The organism is Arthrobacter sp. (genome assembly GCF_031179985.1).
Lineage (GTDB): Bacteria > Actinomycetota > Actinomycetes > Actinomycetales > Micrococcaceae > Arthrobacter.
This window is the reverse complement of record NZ_JAPSHJ010000044.1, coordinates 1-16759: the sequence shown is the minus strand read 5'-3', so window position 1 is coordinate 16759 and position 16759 is coordinate 1. Positions and strand designations below refer to the sequence as shown.

The 16759-nt window shown below is 63.5% G+C and carries 13 protein-coding genes and 1 tRNA gene; 12 read left to right on the top strand and 2 right to left on the bottom strand.

Going from position 1 to position 16759, the window contains the following annotated elements; translation table 11 throughout:
* Positions 1-356, bottom strand: a 356-nt coding sequence (locus RIN13_RS16355; RefSeq protein WP_309108390.1) for a TIGR03085 family metal-binding protein, incomplete at its 3' end; no start/stop codon positions are given.
* 100 nt (positions 357-456) lie between these two features.
* Between RIN13_RS16355 and hisI the strand changes: the two genes are divergently transcribed.
* The 11 genes from hisI to pyk all read left to right on the top strand — a co-directional run bounded on the left by hisI (position 457) and on the right by pyk (position 15779).
* On the top strand, positions 457-876 hold the full coding sequence (gene hisI / locus RIN13_RS16350; RefSeq protein WP_309108389.1) for a phosphoribosyl-AMP cyclohydrolase: 420 nt from the start codon (positions 457-459) through the stop codon (positions 874-876).
* 75 nt (positions 877-951) lie between these two features.
* On the top strand, positions 952-2547 hold the full coding sequence (locus RIN13_RS16345; protein WP_309108388.1) for an anthranilate synthase component I: 1596 nt from the start codon (positions 952-954) through the stop codon (positions 2545-2547).
* Positions 2547-3251, top strand: a complete 705-nt coding sequence (locus tag RIN13_RS16340) for a Trp biosynthesis-associated membrane protein (RefSeq protein ID WP_309108387.1) — start codon at positions 2547-2549, stop codon at positions 3249-3251. Before RIN13_RS16345 ends, RIN13_RS16340 begins: the two co-directional genes overlap by 1 nt.
* A 66-nt stretch (positions 3252-3317) precedes the next feature.
* On the top strand, positions 3318-3620 hold the full coding sequence (locus RIN13_RS16335) for an HGxxPAAW family protein (RefSeq protein WP_309108386.1): 303 nt from the start codon (positions 3318-3320) through the stop codon (positions 3618-3620).
* A gap of 2 nt (positions 3621-3622) precedes the next feature.
* Positions 3623-4441, top strand: coding sequence for an indole-3-glycerol phosphate synthase TrpC (gene trpC / locus RIN13_RS16330; RefSeq protein WP_309108385.1), 819 nt, complete (start codon positions 3623-3625; stop codon positions 4439-4441).
* Positions 4442-4584: 143 nt separating this feature from the next.
* On the top strand, positions 4585-5904 hold the full coding sequence (gene trpB, locus RIN13_RS16325; protein ID WP_309108384.1) for a tryptophan synthase subunit beta: 1320 nt from the start codon (positions 4585-4587) through the stop codon (positions 5902-5904).
* Positions 5901-6719, top strand: coding sequence for a tryptophan synthase subunit alpha (trpA, locus tag RIN13_RS16320; RefSeq protein ID WP_309108383.1), 819 nt, complete (start codon positions 5901-5903; stop codon positions 6717-6719). The genes trpB and trpA overlap by 4 nt, the downstream gene beginning before the upstream one ends.
* Positions 6720-6722: 3 nt before the next feature.
* Positions 6723-7883: a prolipoprotein diacylglyceryl transferase gene (gene lgt, locus RIN13_RS16315; RefSeq protein ID WP_309108382.1), complete on the top strand. Its 1161-nt coding sequence runs from the start codon at positions 6723-6725 to the stop codon at positions 7881-7883.
* A 262-nt stretch (positions 7884-8145) separates the two neighbouring features.
* The gene (gene gltB / locus RIN13_RS16310) at positions 8146-12762 is read left to right on the top strand and encodes a glutamate synthase large subunit (RefSeq protein ID WP_309108381.1); all 4617 of its coding nucleotides are present in this window, start codon (positions 8146-8148) and stop codon (positions 12760-12762) included.
* On the top strand, positions 12755-14212 hold the full coding sequence (locus RIN13_RS16305) for a glutamate synthase subunit beta (RefSeq protein WP_309108380.1): 1458 nt from the start codon (positions 12755-12757) through the stop codon (positions 14210-14212). Before gltB ends, RIN13_RS16305 begins: the two co-directional genes overlap by 8 nt.
* A 73-nt stretch (positions 14213-14285) precedes the next feature.
* Positions 14286-15779 (top strand): pyruvate kinase, encoded by a 1494-nt coding sequence (gene pyk / locus RIN13_RS16300; protein ID WP_309108379.1) that lies wholly within the window; start codon positions 14286-14288, stop codon positions 15777-15779.
* 79 nt (positions 15780-15858) lie between these two features.
* Here pyk and RIN13_RS16295 read toward each other — a convergent pair whose 3' ends face one another.
* A complete protein-coding gene (locus tag RIN13_RS16295; RefSeq protein ID WP_247044559.1) occupies positions 15859-16464 on the bottom strand; it encodes an ANTAR domain-containing response regulator in 606 nt (201 codons plus the stop codon).
* 208 nt (positions 16465-16672) lie between these two features.
* Here RIN13_RS16295 and RIN13_RS16290 point away from each other — a divergent pair.
* Positions 16673-16754, top strand: a tRNA-Leu gene (locus RIN13_RS16290).
* Positions 16755-16759: the final 5 nt, after the last annotated feature.

The following is a 16759-nucleotide window of genomic DNA, read 5'->3' as shown; positions in this document are numbered from 1 at the left end:
ACTGCGCGGCGGACGTCTTCGGTGTGGACGAAGTACTCAATGAGGTTCGAGCTTTCGTCCAGCGCCGGAATATTCATGGGGGAGAGAACCGGAGGACCTGCCCGGAACGTGTTGACCAACCGGTTGTAGTCCTCAGTGGTCTTCAGTTTGGCGGCCAGTTTCGCCGTCGCTTTGTCCGAGGCCTTTGCCAGGCCCTTGAAAAGGAGGCCCAGTCCGACGGCGACTTTCCGCTCGCGCAGATAGAGGTGCGCGGCGAGATCCCGGGTTTGCCATCCGGTGCAGAGCGTGGGGGAGTCCGGACCGGCCGCCAGCAGGGTCTCGGCCAGAACTTCTCGGGACGGTTCGACGAAATGCATCACTTGTGAAAGTAGCACGAGAGGGCCGGACACGCGCAGTGGAACCGCCGCCTCATTGGTGCTGACCTTCACACTTTCGGCAGGCACTAGACTTGACCTGATGTCTGAGCAGCCCGCCTCCGCCCCGCGCGCGTCAAACCCGCCCGTTTCCACGCCCGCAGCCAGTGATCTTCCGGCCGGAATCGCTGCTGCCCTCAAGCGCGACAGCGCCGGCCTGGTGGCCGCCGTCGTGCAGCAGTTCGACACGAATGAAGTGCTCATGCTGGGCTGGATGGACGATGAAGCACTCCAGCGGACCCTAAGCACCGGTCGTGTGACGTTCTATTCGCGTTCCCGCCAGGAGTACTGGCGCAAGGGTGACACGTCAGGACATGTCCAGTGGGTCAAGTCGGTGGCCCTGGACTGTGACGGTGACGCCCTGCTGGTCAGAGTGGACCAGGTAGGCGCGGCCTGCCACACCGGAACGCGGACCTGCTTCGACGGCCGCGAACTCGACGCCGTAACAGGCAGCTCCTCCTGACCAGGACCTGAATCACGAACGGCAGCACCCACCACTTCCAATTGCCACTTATAGAACAGGCGGAGAACCATAGCCATGCAGGACCTTGGAGTCATCAGTCCGGGCCTGGAAGAGTTCCGCGAACTCGCAGGCCACAGCCGCGTCATCCCCGTCCGGCTCAAGGTCTTGGCGGACGCTGAAACGCCAATCGGCCTCTACCGCAAGCTCGCGCAAGGCCAGCCGGGCACCTTCCTCATGGAATCCGCGGCCGTGGGCGGCTCCTGGTCCAGGTACTCCTTCATTGGCGCCAAATCCCGGGCAACCCTGACCACCAAAGACGGCCAGGCGCACTGGCTCGGCGAGCCGCCGAAGGGTGTCCCGGTCGATGGCAATCCCGTGGACGCCGTACGGGACACCATTGAGGCCTTGCGGACGGACAGGTTCGATGGGCTGCCGCCCTTTACCTCAGGCCTGGTCGGCTTCCTCGGCTGGGAAACCGTGCGGCACTGGGAGAAGCTCACCAGCCCGCCGGAGGATGATCTCCAGCTGCCCGAGATGGCGCTCAACCTGGTCACCGACATGGCCGTGCACGACAATACAGACGGCACAGTGCTGCTCATCGCCAATGCCATCAACTTCGATAACAGCTCCGAACGCGTCGATGAGGCTTGGCACGACGCCGTCGCCCGGGTGAAGGGGCTGCTGAGCAGGGTCAGCGCCCCCGTGCAGCAGCCCGTCTCGGTCCTGGAGCCTGCGGCCCTGGACTTTGCATCCAGCGTGCAGGAACGCTGGAACGAGCCGGAATATTTGGCCGCCATCGACCGCGGGAAGGAAGCAATCGTCGACGGCGAAGTCTTCCAGGTGGTCATTTCGCGCCGTTTCGAGATGGAATGCGGGGCCAGCCCGCTCGACGTTTACCGGGTGCTCCGGAACACCAACCCCAGCCCGTACATGTACATCTTCAGCCTCGAGGATGCCGACGGGCGGGAGTACTCCATCGTGGGCTCGTCCCCGGAGGCGCTCGTCACTGTGAACGGCGAGGAAGTCATCACCCACCCGATCGCCGGATCCCGCCCTCGCGGCAAGACCGTGGAAGCGGACAAGGCACTGGCCGAGGAGCTGCTGGCCGACCAAAAGGAGCGGGCTGAGCATCTGATGCTTGTCGACCTCTCCCGAAACGACCTCTCCAAGGTCTGTGTGGCCGGCACTGTGGATGTCACCCAGTTCATGGAGGTGGAGCGTTTCAGCCACATCATGCACCTCGTCTCCACAGTGGTGGGCAACCTAGCTCCCACAGCCAAGGCCTATGACGTTCTGAAGGCTACTTTTCCGGCGGGAACGCTTTCCGGTGCACCCAAACCGCGTGCGCTGCGCCTGCTGGACGAACTCGAACCGCACCGCCGGGGCATCTACGGCGGAGTGGTTGGCTACATGGACTTTGCCGGGGACATGGACATGGCCATTACCATCCGTTCAGCCCTGCTGCGTGAGGGCCGCGCCTACGTCCAGGCCGGCGGCGGGATCGTGGCGGATTCGGTCAATCCCACCGAAGCCCTCGAAACGGTCAACAAGGCCGCCGCCCCGCTCCGGGCAGTCCACATAGCGAGCTCACTTCACAACATCCAAGAGGAAGGTGTGCCCGTTCCAGGCAGCTTCCCGCCATCACACGCCGCCACAGGTCCGGGCGTCTGATGCGCCGTCTCGACAAGCCCGGGGGCTCCAGTACTGCTTCCAGCTCGGGCTCAACCGAGGGCCGCACAGACTCCCCCGCTACGGAAACCGCGACGGGAGGAACCGGAACCAGGCCCACACCCGCCTGGGCACGAAAGCCGTCCCTCGTCATTATCATTGCCCTGATGGCCCTGGCCGTCGTCGGAACCACCACCCAAACCTGGATAAACGTGCATCTGGATCCTGCCCAGCTTGGCCAGGCGGTCAACAGTCAGGACGGCTTGCCGGTCCAGGGGAGTAAAGCCGCAACAGCGGTAACAGCACTTGCGCTCGTCGCCCTGGCCGGCGGCCTGGCTGCCTCGATCGCCGGAAGGATCGCGCGCTGGATTATTACGGGGATTGTGGTCGCCGCTTCTGCGGGAATCGTGGCGGCGGCCCTGACGGTCCTCGCCGATCCGCTCGCTGCATCCCAGGGCGCTATAGCCGCGGCAACCGGCATTTCCGGAAGCAACGTCCAGGTGAGCGTCACAGCTTTCCCGGCCCTCGCCGTCGTTGCCGGAACAATGCTGGGGTTGGGCGCCCTGCTGATAATCCCTGCGAGCCGGTATTGGAAGGCGCGCACGCGGTTTGACGCTGCGGCAGCCGGCACAAATCCTGAAGCCTCCGGTCCGGCTGACGAGATTGACAGCTGGGACCGGTTGTCAAAAGGCGACGACCCCACCTGAGCCGATGTCCAAGGCAAGGACAAAAAATGGCAGAATGTAAGCAGTATTCATCCTGAGGAGATTTCCATGAGCAAAGCCACTGTTTCCGCATCCAAGTCAGGTTCACCGGCAGGCGCCTCCGCCGCCGATGTCAACCCAGGCGTAGACCACAGCATCGAGCTTGGTCATGGCAACAGCCCGGCAGCGTGGACATGCGTCATCGTGATGCTCGTTGGTGCACTCATTGCCTCCATCGCGTTCGTCATCGCCAGCACCCCCATCTTCATCGCCGGCGGGATCGTGATGCTGGTCGGCCTGATCCTCGGTTTCGCCATGCGCAAGGCAGGCTACGGCGTCGGCGGCAGCAAGCTGAAGAACTCCGGCCACTAGCAGTGACAGTTCTCGATGACATCAACGCCGGTGTCAGGGAGGATCTGGAGGCACGGCGTCGCCTCGTTTCGCTTGCGGAGCTGAAGGACCTCACGTCTGCAGTCACCCCCGCTCGTGACGCGTGGGCCGCCCTTGGCGGGACCTCCGCCAACCGCCAGCAGCTCAAGGTCATTGCCGAAATTAAACGTCGCAGTCCCTCCAAGGGGGACCTCGCCAGCATTACAGATCCTGCCGCGCTGGCCGTCCAGTACGCCGATGGCGGAGCGTCAGTGATCAGCGTCCTGACGGAACAGCGACGCTTCAACGGCTCCCTTGCCGATCTCGACGCCGTCCGGGCAAGGGTGGATATCCCGTTGCTGCGCAAGGACTTCACCTTGGACGAGTACCAGATCTGGGAAGCCCGCGCGCACGGGGCGGACATGGTGCTGCTTATTGTGGCAGCCCTTTCCGATGCCCAGCTGCAGGAGTTCAGCGCATTGAGCGCGGAACTGGGCATGAACGTCCTCGTAGAAACGCATACGCCCCAGGAGATCGAGCGGGCTGTCGCGGCGGAGGCGAGAATCATCGGCGTCAACGTGCGCAATCTGAAGACTCTCGACGTCGACCGTTCCGTTTTTGCCTCCCTGGCAGGAGGCATCCCGGCAAGTGCTGTCATCGTCGCCGAATCGGGCGTGAGGGGCGTCGACGACGTCACCCACTACGCCGCTCACGGCGCCAACGCAATCCTTGTCGGCGAAGCCCTGGTCAGCGACGCGACACCGCGGGAGCGGATAGCGGAATTCACAGCGGCCGGCTCTGAAGCTATCGCCGCCCGAGTCTGACAACCAGGCACCTGTTGCAGGCGGTCGTCTGCAGCGGTCTGCCGCCGCACGACACCTTACGGCGCACGATGAAGAGCGCTGAGCGACACAGAACACTGAGTACTACATAGACACTGAAAAAGTGGAACAGGATGGTGAGACTGATGGTCGACGCACCAACAGCCGGCTCTGACAAGGATGCGGTGGACGCATTCCTTCAAGGGGGACCGTCGCTGCGCCATGCACCGGGCCCCTACTTCGGCTCCTACGGCGGGCGCTGGATGCCGGAGTCGCTGATCGCCGCCCTGGATGAGCTTGAGGATACGTTCGAGAAGGCCAAGGCCGATCCCGACTTCATCGCGCAGATCGCGGACCTGAACAAGAACTACTCAGGGCGTCCCTCGCTGCTCACCGAGGCCAAGCGGTTCTCCCAGCACGCCGGGGGAGTGCGGGTGTTCCTCAAACGCGAAGACCTCAACCACACCGGCTCCCACAAGATCAACAACGTACTGGGCCAGGCACTCCTTGCCAAGCGCATGGGCAAGACCCGCGTCATAGCCGAGACCGGTGCAGGCCAGCATGGTGTTGCCAGCGCCACGGCCGCCGCTTTGCTTGGCCTCGAATGTGTTGTCTACATGGGTGCCGAGGATTGCCGCCGGCAAGCGCTGAACGTGGCCCGGATGGAACTGCTGGGCGCCACGGTGATCCCCGTCACCAACGGTTCACAGACGCTCAAGGACGCCATCAACGAGGCGCTCCGCGACTGGGTTGCGAACGTCGGAAACACCCACTATCTGCTCGGTACTGCCGCGGGAGCGCACCCGTTCCCCGCGCTGGTCCGCTACTTCCATGAGGTCATCGGCGAGGAAGCCCGCGCCCAGATCCTCGACCAGACCGGCCGTCTGCCGGATGCCGTCTGCGCGTGCATCGGGGGCGGATCCAATGCCATCGGGATCTTCCACGGTTTCCTCGATGACCCCTCCGTGAAGATCTACGGATTTGAAGCAGGCGGCGACGGCGTCGACACCGGCCGGCACGCAGCCACCATCACCCTGGGTAAGCCCGGCGTCCTCCACGGCGCGCGCTCTTACCTGATGCAGGACGACGACGGCCAGACCATCGAGTCCCACTCCATCTCCGCCGGACTGGACTACCCCGGCGTCGGCCCGGAGCACTCTTACCTCGCGGACATCGGACGGGTCAGCTACGAGCCCATCACCGACAGCGAGGCTATGGATGCCTTCCGTCTCCTGTGCCGTACCGAGGGCATCATTCCCGCTATCGAATCAGCGCACGCCCTCGCCGGAGCCATCAAGGTGGGGCAGCGGCTCGCCGCAGAAGAGGGCGACGCCGGCAGCAAGATCGTGCTGGTAAACCTGTCCGGTCGCGGGGACAAGGACGTGGCGACAGCCGCTGAATGGTTCGATCTCCTGGACACGGATTCCGCAGAAGCCGAGATCGGCAAAGAGGGAGAGCAGCTGTGAGCACCGTTCAGGACATTACCGGCACCAGCAAATCGGCAGCAGCCATTGACAAGGCGCGTGCCGAAGGCCGGGCGGCACTTATAGGCTACTTGCCGGCCGGGTTCCCCGGCGTTGAAGAGACTATTGCCGCCGGCATCGCCCTCGCCGAGAACGGTGCCGACCTTATCGAGATCGGCATCCCGTATTCGGACCCGGTTATGGACGGCCAGGTAATCCAGGCAGCAACCACCGAGGCCCTCGCCAAGGGCTTCTCCGTGCGGCAGGTGTTCGACGTCGTCGCCGGCATCACCAGCAAAACCGATGCCGCCGTACTGGTCATGACCTATTGGAATCCGGTGATCCGGATGGGCGTTGATGAGTTCTCCCGCCGCCTCTCTGAAGCAGGGGGAGCGGGCCTCATCACCCCGGACCTCATCCCGGATGAGGCAGCCGAATGGATGGAAGCCTCCGACAAGTACGGGCTGGACAGGGTCTTCCTCGTCGCGCCCTCCTCATCGCCTGAACGGATGCGCCGCACTGTCGACGCCAGCCGCGGTTTTGTCTACGCTGTCTCCATCATGGGCGTCACCGGGGCAAGGTCCTCTGTCAGCAGCGCTGCAAAGGATGTAGTCGCTGCAGCCAAGGCGGCAGGTGCCGAACGCGTGTGTGTGGGACTCGGTGTTTCCACCGCTTCGCACGTCCGGGAAATTGCTGAGTACGCCGACGGCGTGATCGTGGGCACGGCTCTTGTGGCCGCCATCCGCGACGGCGGTGTGGACGCCGTCGCCGCGCTCACCAAAGACCTCCGCACCGGACTCAACAGGGAAGAAGCCTAAATAATGCAGACTGTCCTCCACGCTGCCGCCCTCGTGCCGGCAAGCATCCCGAGCCCGGACTGGTCCGGCTTCGATATCCCGCTGCCGTGGGGGTCACTCCGCATCCATGCCTACGCCCTGTGCATCCTGGCGGGCATCATCGTGGGCCTGTGGCTGACGTCCCGACGCTGGAACAGGCGCGGAACGCCGGAAGGCAGCCTGTGGGACATCGCTATCTGGGCCATTCCCTTCGGCATCATCGGCGGACGCCTGTATCACGTCTTTTCATCCCCGGATGCCTACTTCGGCCCGGGCTTTGACGGCACAGGTGACCTTTCCCTGATTCCGCAGATCCAGCGTGGCGGCCTGGGGATCTGGGGCGCCGTGCTTCTGGGTGCCGTCGGTGCCTGGATCGGCTGCCGCCGCGCCGGAGTGAAGCTGACCGCCTTCCTCGATGCGGCTGCGCCCGGACTGTTGCTTGCCCAGGCCATTGGCCGGTGGGGAAACTACTTCAACCAGGAACTCTTCGGCAGCCCCACCACCCTGCCATGGGGGCTCCAGGTGGACGCCGATAACGCGAATTTCCCACCCGGGATGCCTGCTGACACGCTCTTCCACCCCACGTTCCTCTACGAGTCGTTGTGGAACCTGGTTGGCGTCGCCCTCCTGCTTATCCTGGACCGCAGGTTCAACTTCCGGCGCGGGCGGCTCTTCTGGCTCTACGCGATGTACTACACCCTGGGGCGCGTCTGGATCGAGGCCATGCGGATCGACGACGCAGAGCAGATCAACCTCTTCGGCATCACCACAAGGCTCAATGTCTGGACCAGCATCTTCGTGTTTGTTGCGGCACTGATTATCTTCATCGTGCTCGGCAGGAGGAAGCCGGACGAGCCGGACACCCCTTATCTGGACGGGCGGAGCCCTGCAGACCACGATGCAGCGGCACCTGATACAGACGAATCAGGTGACGTCAAAAGCATCCGGGATGCGGACGAAGATGTCTCAGATAGTGAATCGCGTGGTAATCTCCCTGATAACCAAAGCGATCCAGACCGTGCTTCCTCCCGGGAAGTGGCGGACGAAACAGCCGGTGGAAGCACTTCCCTCCAGGAAAAGCAGCCGGCCGCAAAGTCCGCTGATGAGGTTACGGAAACCGCGCCGGAGGCTGGCAGCACCAAGTAGGCCAGTAACGGCACAGCAGGGCATCAGAGTTACCGCTCAGAGAGCCCGCTCCACAGCGTCGTGGCAAAAGGGCCCGCCCTGCCAGCACACAGCTGCTGACCGGTCAAGCCTGGGTCTGGGACCTGCGTAACTGTTAGTTCAGCAGGGCCCACTGGCCTACAATTCCAAGTACAAACACTTTGTTGTGCCCATCACAGTGGCGCGCAAAGTGGGGCCAACGTTGTCCCTTCCATACGCACGATCAGGAGGAAGGACGTCTCCCATGACCCAAACTCTTCACAGCCCCAACTGGTCAGAACCAAACCGGTCCCAGGCCGCCATGTCGCCGTTCAAGCGGTTCGCCATGCTGCCGGAGTCCGGCGGTCTGTACAACGCGGAGCAAGAGAAGGACGCCTGCGGCCTCGCCATTATTGCCACCCTCCGCGGTGAACCCGGCTACGACATCGTTGATGCTGCCCTGACTGCCCTGCGTAACCTTGAACACCGTGGCGCCGTGGGAGCGGATGAGGGAACCGGCGACGGCGCCGGCCTCCTGGTGCAGGTGCCGGACGAATTCTTCCGCGCTGTCACCGACTTCGAACTTCCCGCTCCAGGCCAGTACATCGTGGGCACAGCCTTCCTCCCCGCCGAGCAGCGGGAGTCGGACGCTGCCAAGGCCGGCATTGAAGGGCTTGCCGCAGATGAGGGCCTGACAGTCCTTGGCTGGCGCGAGGTACCCATCGTGGCTGATCTGGTGGGTGCCATGGCCCGTGCCTGCATGCCCTACTTCTCCCAGCCTTTCCTCGCCTCCAGCACCGGCGAGCAGCTGGACCGCAACGAACTCGATGCACGTGCCTGGCGGATCCGCAAGCGCGCCCAGAACAAGTTCGGGGTGTACTTCCCGTCGTTCTCGTCCCGCACCATCGTCTACAAGGGCATGCTCACCACCGCCCAGCTGGAGCCGTTCTACCCCGATCTTTCGGACAAGCGCTTCAAGACAAAGCTGGCGATCGTCCACTCGCGCTTCTCCACCAACACGTTCCCCTCCTGGCCGTTGGCGCAGCCCTTCCGCACCATCGCCCACAACGGCGAAATCAACACGGTCAAAGGAAACCGGAACTGGATGCGTGCCCGCCAGTCCCAGCTGGCCAACCCCTTGCTGGGGGATGCCCCCGAAGAGCTGTATCCCATTTGCACACCGGGTGCCTCCGACTCCGCTTCGTTTGACGAAGTAGCCGAGCTGTTATGGCTCTCCGGCCGCCCCATCACGCACTCCATCATGATGATGATCCCCGAGGCCTGGGAAAACCACGCCACGATGGATCCCGCCCGTAAGGCGTTCTACGAGTACCACTCCCTGCTGATGGAGCCGTGGGATGGCCCTGCGGCTGTGTCCTTCACTGACGGCAACCTTGTTGGCGCCACGCTGGACCGAAACGGTCTGCGCCCCGGCCGCTACTGGATCACCGAGGACGGCCTGATTGTGTTCGCCTCCGAGGTGGGCGTCATCGACGTCGAGGCTTCCAAGGTGGTTAAGAAGGGCCGCGTTTCTCCCGGCAAAATGTTCCTTGTGGACACGGACGCCGGCCGGATCATCGACGACGCCGAGGTCAAGGCCGAGGTAGCCGCCGCCAATCCCTGGGCCGAGTGGGTCAAGGACAACCTCATTGACCTCAAGGACCTTCCCGAGCGTGAGCACGTGGTCCACACTGCAGCTTCCGTTAACATCCGCCAGCGCACGTTCGGCTATACAACCGAAGAGCTGAAGATCCTGCTCGGTCCCATGGCGCGGACCGGAGCCGAGCCTCTTGGAGCCATGGGTTCCGACACCCCTGTGGCTGTTTTGTCCAAGCGGCCGCGCCTGCTCTTCGATTACTTCGTGCAGTCCTTCGCCCAGGTCACCAATCCTCCGCTGGACGCGATCCGTGAAGAACTGGTCACGTCCCTGACGTGTGCCATCGGCCCCAACGGCAACCTGCTGGACACCAAGCAGGTCCGGCAGCCGCAGGTCCAGTTGCCGTTCCCCGTGATCAACAATGATCAGCTCGCGAAGATCGCCAACATCGAAAGCCCCGACGGCGACAGGGTCGCCATGAAGGTCCGCGGGCTGTACCGGCCCGAGGGCGGCGAGAACGCGCTGCGTGCCAGGCTCACTGAAATCTGCGAGCAGGTTTCGGGGGCCATCAACCGCGGTGTGCAGTACATCGTCCTCTCTGACCGTGACTCGAACGCACAGTGGGCACCCATCCCGTCGCTGTTGCTGGTCAGTGCCGTGCACCACCACCTGCTGCGCAGCGCCAACCGCACCAAGACCGCCCTCGTGGTCGAAGCGGGCGACGTCCGCGAGACGCACCACGTTGCCGTGCTGATCGGCTACGGTGCCTCGGCCGTCAACCCGTACCTGGCCATGGAATCCGTGGAGCAGCTCATCAGCTCGGGCGACGTCGTCGGTGTCACTCCGCAGGACGGCGTTTACAACCTCATTAAGGGCCTCGGCAAGGGCGTCCTGAAGATCATGTCGAAGATGGGCATCTCCACTGTGGCTTCCTACACGGGAGCCCAGACGTTCGAGGCCCTGGGCCTTGGGCAGGAACTCGTGGACGAATTCTTCTCCGGAACACATTCGCAGCTGGGTGGCGTCGGGCTGGACGTGATCGCGGCGGAGGTTTCGGCCCGCCACCAGATGGCCTATCCGGAGAACGGCATCGAACTGCCCCACCAGCCCCTGCTGGGCGGCGGCGAATACCAGTGGCGCCGCGACGGCGAACCCCACCTGTTCAACCCGGAGACGGTCTTCCGCCTGCAGCACGCCACGCGTGAGCGGCGCTATGACATCTTCAAGTCCTACACCAGGGGCGTGGACGACCAGTCCGAGAACCTCATGACCCTCCGTGGCCTCCTGAAGTTCAAGTCAGGGCTGCGTCCGGCGGTGCCGCTTGAGGAAGTGGAGTCCGTTTCGAGCATCGTCAAGCGATTCTCCACCGGCGCGATGAGCTATGGATCCATCTCGAAGGAAGCTCACGAGACCCTTGCCATCGCCATGAACCGGCTGGGCGGAAAGTCCAACACCGGCGAAGGCGGCGAGGACGTTGACCGCCTTCTGGATCCGGAGCGCCGTTCGGCGGTCAAGCAGATCGCTTCGGGCCGTTTCGGTGTCACGAGCCTTTACCTGACCAACGCTGACGACATCCAGATCAAAATGGCCCAGGGTGCCAAGCCTGGCGAGGGTGGCCAGCTGATGGCGCAGAAGGTTTACCCCTGGGTTGCCCGGACGCGTCACTCCACCCCTGGCGTCGGCCTCATTTCGCCGCCGCCGCACCACGACATCTACTCCATCGAGGATCTCGCCCAGCTCATTTATGACGCGAAGCGCGCCAATCCCTCGGCCCGGGTTCACGTCAAGCTCGTCTCCGAGGTGGGGATCGGCACTGTTGCCGCCGGTGTTACGAAGGCGAAGGCCGACGTCGTACTGGTTTCCGGTCACGACGGCGGTACCGGCGCCTCGCCGCTGAACTCGCTCAAGCACGCCGGTGTTCCCTGGGAACTGGGGCTTGCTGAGACACAGCAGACGCTGATGCTCAACGGCCTCCGCGACCGCGTTGTGGTCCAGGTGGACGGCCAGCTCAAGACCGGGCGCGACGTCGTGATCGCCGCGCTGCTCGGCGGTGAGGAGTTCGGCTTCGCAACCGCTCCGCTGGTGGTGTCCGGCTGTATCATGATGCGCGTTTGCCATCTGGACACCTGCCCGGTGGGTGTCGCCACCCAGAACCCCGAGCTCCGCGCACGCTTCAACGGAAAGCCGGAGTTCGTGGTGAACTTCTTCGAGTTCCTGGCTGAGGAAGTGCGTGAGCTCCTTGCCGAGCTTGGCTTCCGCAGCCTGGAAGAGGCGATTGGCCATGCAGAGATGCTGGACACCCGTGAAGCCATCAACCACTGGAAGGCCGAAGGCCTGGACCTGGATCCGATCCTTCACGGCCTCGAGTTTGACGACGACGCGCCGCTGCGTAACCTGACTGGCCAGAACCACGAGCTGGACAAGCACTTCGACCAGCGACTGATCACCATGGCCACCGAGGCGCTGACTGACCGCAGCCCGGTCAGGATCTCGCTGGACGTCATCAACACTGACCGCTCGGTCGGAACGATGCTGGGCCACGTTGTGACCAAGACCTTCGGTACCGACGTCCTTGCTACCGACACGATCGACATCAGCCTGAAGGGAACCGCCGGGCAATCGCTGGGCGCGTTCCTGCCTTCCGGGATCACGCTGCGCATGTACGGGGATTCCAACGACTACGTCGGTAAGGGTCTCTCCGGCGGACGCATCATTGTGAGGCCGGACCGCAGCAACATCTTCCAGGCAGAGCGGAACGTCATTGCCGGCAACGTCATCGGTTACGGCGCCACGAGCGGTGAAATGTTCCTCCGCGGCCAGGTCGGCGAACGCTTCCTGGTACGCAACTCCGGTGCCACGGCCGTCGTCGAGGGAATCGGCGATCACGGTTGCGAGTACATGACCGGTGGCCAGACGCTGATCATCGGCCGGACCGGGCGGAACTTCGGCGCAGGCATGTCCGGCGGAACGGCCTACGTGCTGGACCTCCAGGTTGCCCGCGTCAACAAGGATGCCCTGGAGTCAGGGGAGCTGCAGCTCCGTGAGCTGGACGCAGAGGACCGTGACATTGTGCACGGACTGCTGGTCAAGCACGTCGAGGAGACCGAATCCCTCCTTGCCACGCGGTTGCTCGAGAACTTCGACGACACCGCTGCCCGAATTACCAAAGTGCTGCCGCGCGATTACGCGGCCGTCCTGCAAACCCGTCTTGACGCCATCGAAGAGGGCCTGGACCCCGACGGCGAAGAAGTATGGTCTCGAATCCTGGAGGTGACCGGTGGCTGATCCACGCGGATTTCTAAAAGTACGCCAGCGTGAGACTCAGCCACGCCGTCCCGTTCCCGTCCGCATCATGGACTGGAAGGAAGTTTACGAGGCCCAGGAAAAGGGTGTCCTCAAAAGCCAGGCCGGCCGCTGCATGGACTGCGGCGTCCCGTTCTGCCACCAGGGCTGCCCACTCGGGAACCTGATTCCCGAGTGGAACGACCTCATGTGGCGGGACAAGGGCGAGGAAGCGATTGAGCGGCTGCACGCCACCAACAACTTCCCTGAATTCACCGGCCGCTTGTGCCCCGCTCCCTGTGAGGCGTCCTGCGTGCTGGGGATCAACCAGCCCGCCGTGACCATTAAGCAGGTGGAGGTCTCCATTATTGATGAAGCCTTCGACCATGGCTGGGTCAATCCATTGCCGCCCACCCGGCTCACGGGCAAGACGGTGGCAGTGGTCGGTTCCGGCCCGGCAGGCCTTGCGGTGGCGCAGCAGCTCACCCGGGTCGGCCACACCGTGGCTGTCTACGAGCGCGACGACAAGATCGGCGGACTGCTCCGCTACGGCATCCCCGACTTCAAGATGGAGAAGGAGCAGGTTGACCGCCGTCTTGAGCAGATGAAGGCAGAGGGTACCCGCTTCCGGACTGGCGTTGCCGTGGGCACCGACGTGACCTGGGAACAGCTCCGCCGCCGCTACGACGCCGTCGTTATTGCCACGGGTGCCACAGTTCCCCGCGACCTCCGCATTCCCGGCCGGGAACTCGAGGGCGTTCACTTCGCCATGGACTACCTCGTCCCCGCCAACCGTGTGGTTGCAGGGGAGGCCGTGGAGAACCAGATCCATGCCAAGGGCAAGCACGTGGTGATCCTCGGCGGTGGAGACACCGGCGCTGACTGCCTCGGCACTGCCCACCGTCATCAGGCAGCCTCTGTGACCACGCTGGCCATCGGCAAGCAGCCGCCGGCCGAGCGTGCCGGACACCAGCCGTGGCCCACCTTTCCCACGCTCTTCGAAGTGGCAAGTGCCCACGAAGAAGGCGGGGAACGTACGTACTTGGCCTCGACTGTGGAGTTTGTCGGCGAGAACGGCAAGCTGAGGGGCGTGAAGGTTGCGGAGACGGAATTCGTCGATGGCAAGCGCCTCCCGAAGGCCGGAACCGAGCGGGTTATCCCGGCAGATCTCGTGTTCCTGTCGCTGGGCTTCACGGGTCCGGAACCGGCCGGTATTACCGAGCAGGTCCACGCGGACTTCGACGGACGTGGCAACGTGGCCCGCGACGGCTACTACATGACCAACACCGAGGGTGTGTTTGTTGCCGGCGATGCCGGGCGTGGGCAGTCACTCATCGTGTGGGCCATCGCAGAGGGCCGTGCGTGCGCGGCAGCTGTGGACAAGTTCCTGATGGGAAGCACCATCCTTCCCGCTCCTGTGGCGCCGACAGACCGGGCAATCGCCGTTCTGTAGCCACATCCGCGGGGGAGCGGAAATTCATCTCCGCGACAGCTTAATCAACGCAACACACTACTAGGGTAGGCATATGAGACGCGCAAAAATTGTTGCCACATTCGGACCGGCTATTTCCAGCTATGAGAACACCCTCGCGGTGCTGGAAGCCGGCGTTGACGTGGCCCGGATGAACATGAGCCACGGCGATTACACCGTGCACGACAACACGTACGAGAATGTGCGCAAGGCCGCTGCGGACCTCGGCAAGGCCGTAGCCATCATGGCTGACCTCCAAGGACCCAAAATCCGCCTGGGCCGTTTTGTCGACGGACCGCACGAGCTGAGCGTGGGGGACACCTTCACGATCACCACCGAAGACGTCCCGGGCACCAAGGACATCTGCTCCACCACGCTGAAGAGCCTCACCGACGACGTCAACGTGGGTGATGCACTGCTGATCGACGACGGCAAGGTGGCCCTGCGCGCCATAGAGGTCGACGACGTCAAGGTGGTCGCCCAGGTGACTGTCGGCGGCATGGTCTCCAACAACAAGGGCATCAACCTGCCCGGTGTTGCCGTCAACGTTCCCGCGTTGAGCGAAAAGGACGAGGACGATCTCCGCTGGGCCATGCGCCGTGGAGTGGACCTGGTTGCCCTCTCCTTCGTCCGCGACGCCTCGGACATCAAGCGCGTTCACGAAATCATGGACGAAGAGGGCCGCCGCGTGCCGGTCATCGCCAAGATCGAAAAGCCGCAGGCAGTAGAGCAGCTTCACGAGATCATTGATGCTTTCGACGCCATCATGGTTGCCCGTGGCGACCTCGGCGTTGAATTGCCGCTCGAGGAAGTGCCGATCGTGCAGAAGCGCGCCATTGAGCTGGCACGCCGCTGGGCCAAGCCGGTCATCGTCGCCACTCAGGTGCTCGAATCCATGATCGACAACCCGCGCCCCACCCGCGCCGAGGCCTCCGACTGCGCCAACGCAGTGCTCGACGGCGCCGACGCAGTCATGCTGTCCGGCGAAACCAGCGTTGGCAAGTACCCGATCGAAACCGTCAAGGTGATGGCCCGCATCATCGAGTCCACAGAGGTTCACGGCCTCGAGCGCGTTCCTCCGCTGGGCACCAAGCCCAAGACCCGTGGTGGCGCCATCACCCGTGCCGCCGTCGAAATCGCCGATCAGCTGGAAGCAAAGTACATCTGTACCTTCACCCAGTCCGGTGACTCCGCACGCCGCCTTTCCCGACTGCGCCCCATCAAGCCGGTTTTCGCCTTCACTCCGGTGGAGCATGTGTGGAACCAGCTGGCACTCACCTGGGGCATCCAGCCGGTCCTGGTGCCGATGGTTGGCCACACCGACGAAATGACCGCCCAGGTTGACCGCAGCCTCCTGGACATGGACCTGGTGGAAGACGGCGACCTCGTGGTCATCGCTGCCGGTTCCCCTCCCGGAAAAGCCGGCTCAACCAACTCTCTGAAGGTGCACAAGGTAGGCGACCTCGCCGATACCTCCCGCCAGGGCGACGAAGCGGTCAGCAACAAGGAGAAGCTGGGCCCGTGGCCCGAGAAGAAGCAGAAGGCCTGACACGAGTCCTGCTAGACAACTAAGGAGGGTCCCCGCCAGATGGCGGGGACCCTCTTTAGTTGTCTTTAGTTGCTGTTTGTCAGTTGACCTGGTTGATGATAGTTTCGGCCACTTCGCGCATGCTCAGGCGGCGATCCATGGAGGTCTTCTGGATCCATCGGAAAGCTTCCGGCTCCGTGAGGCCCATCTTGGTGGTCAGGAGGCTCTTGGCGCGCTCTACGAGCTTGCGGGTGGCGAACTGCTCCTGAAGGTCGGACACTTCGCTTTCAAGGGCCTTGATTTCCTCGTGGCGGGACAGCGCGATCTCCAGGGCGGGGATCAGGTCGGCGGGGGTGAAGGGCTTGACCACGTAGGCCATAGCTCCGGCGTCGCGGGCGCGCTCCACGAGTTCCTTCTGGCTGAAGGCCGTGAGCAGGACCACGGGTGCGATCCTGGCCTTGACGATCTTCTCGGCGGCGGAGATGCCGTCCATGACGGGCATCTTGACGTCCATCAGGACGAGGTCAGGCTTCAGTTCTTCCGCGAGCTGCACTGCCTTTTCGCCGTTGTCCGCTTCGCCGACGACGTCATAGCCTTCGCCGCGCAGGATTTCGATGATGTCGAGGCGGATGAGTGTCTCGTCTTCTGCGACTACAACTCTGCGCGCCGGCTGGGAAGTGGGGTTTGACTCCGTCTGTTCTGACACGGGATCTCCTTGGAAAGGTACGGCGGGAACATGACCATTTTAGGTTGCACTCCCGCCAGTACTCGGACGTACATGGTTCGTTGCGGCGGCGTTGGCGCGATTCTGGAATTCAGCCTATCTGCATGTAGAGTAATTCCGCGCACTGGAAGTTATCGCGTTGCTCTCACCCTCGCGTTGAGACTACGATTGTTACTTCGGTGTAATCCGCGCCCGAGTGGCGGAATTGGCAGACGCGCCGCACTCAAAATGCGGTATCGAAAGGTGTGTGGGTTCGAGTCCCACCTCGGGCACAGCA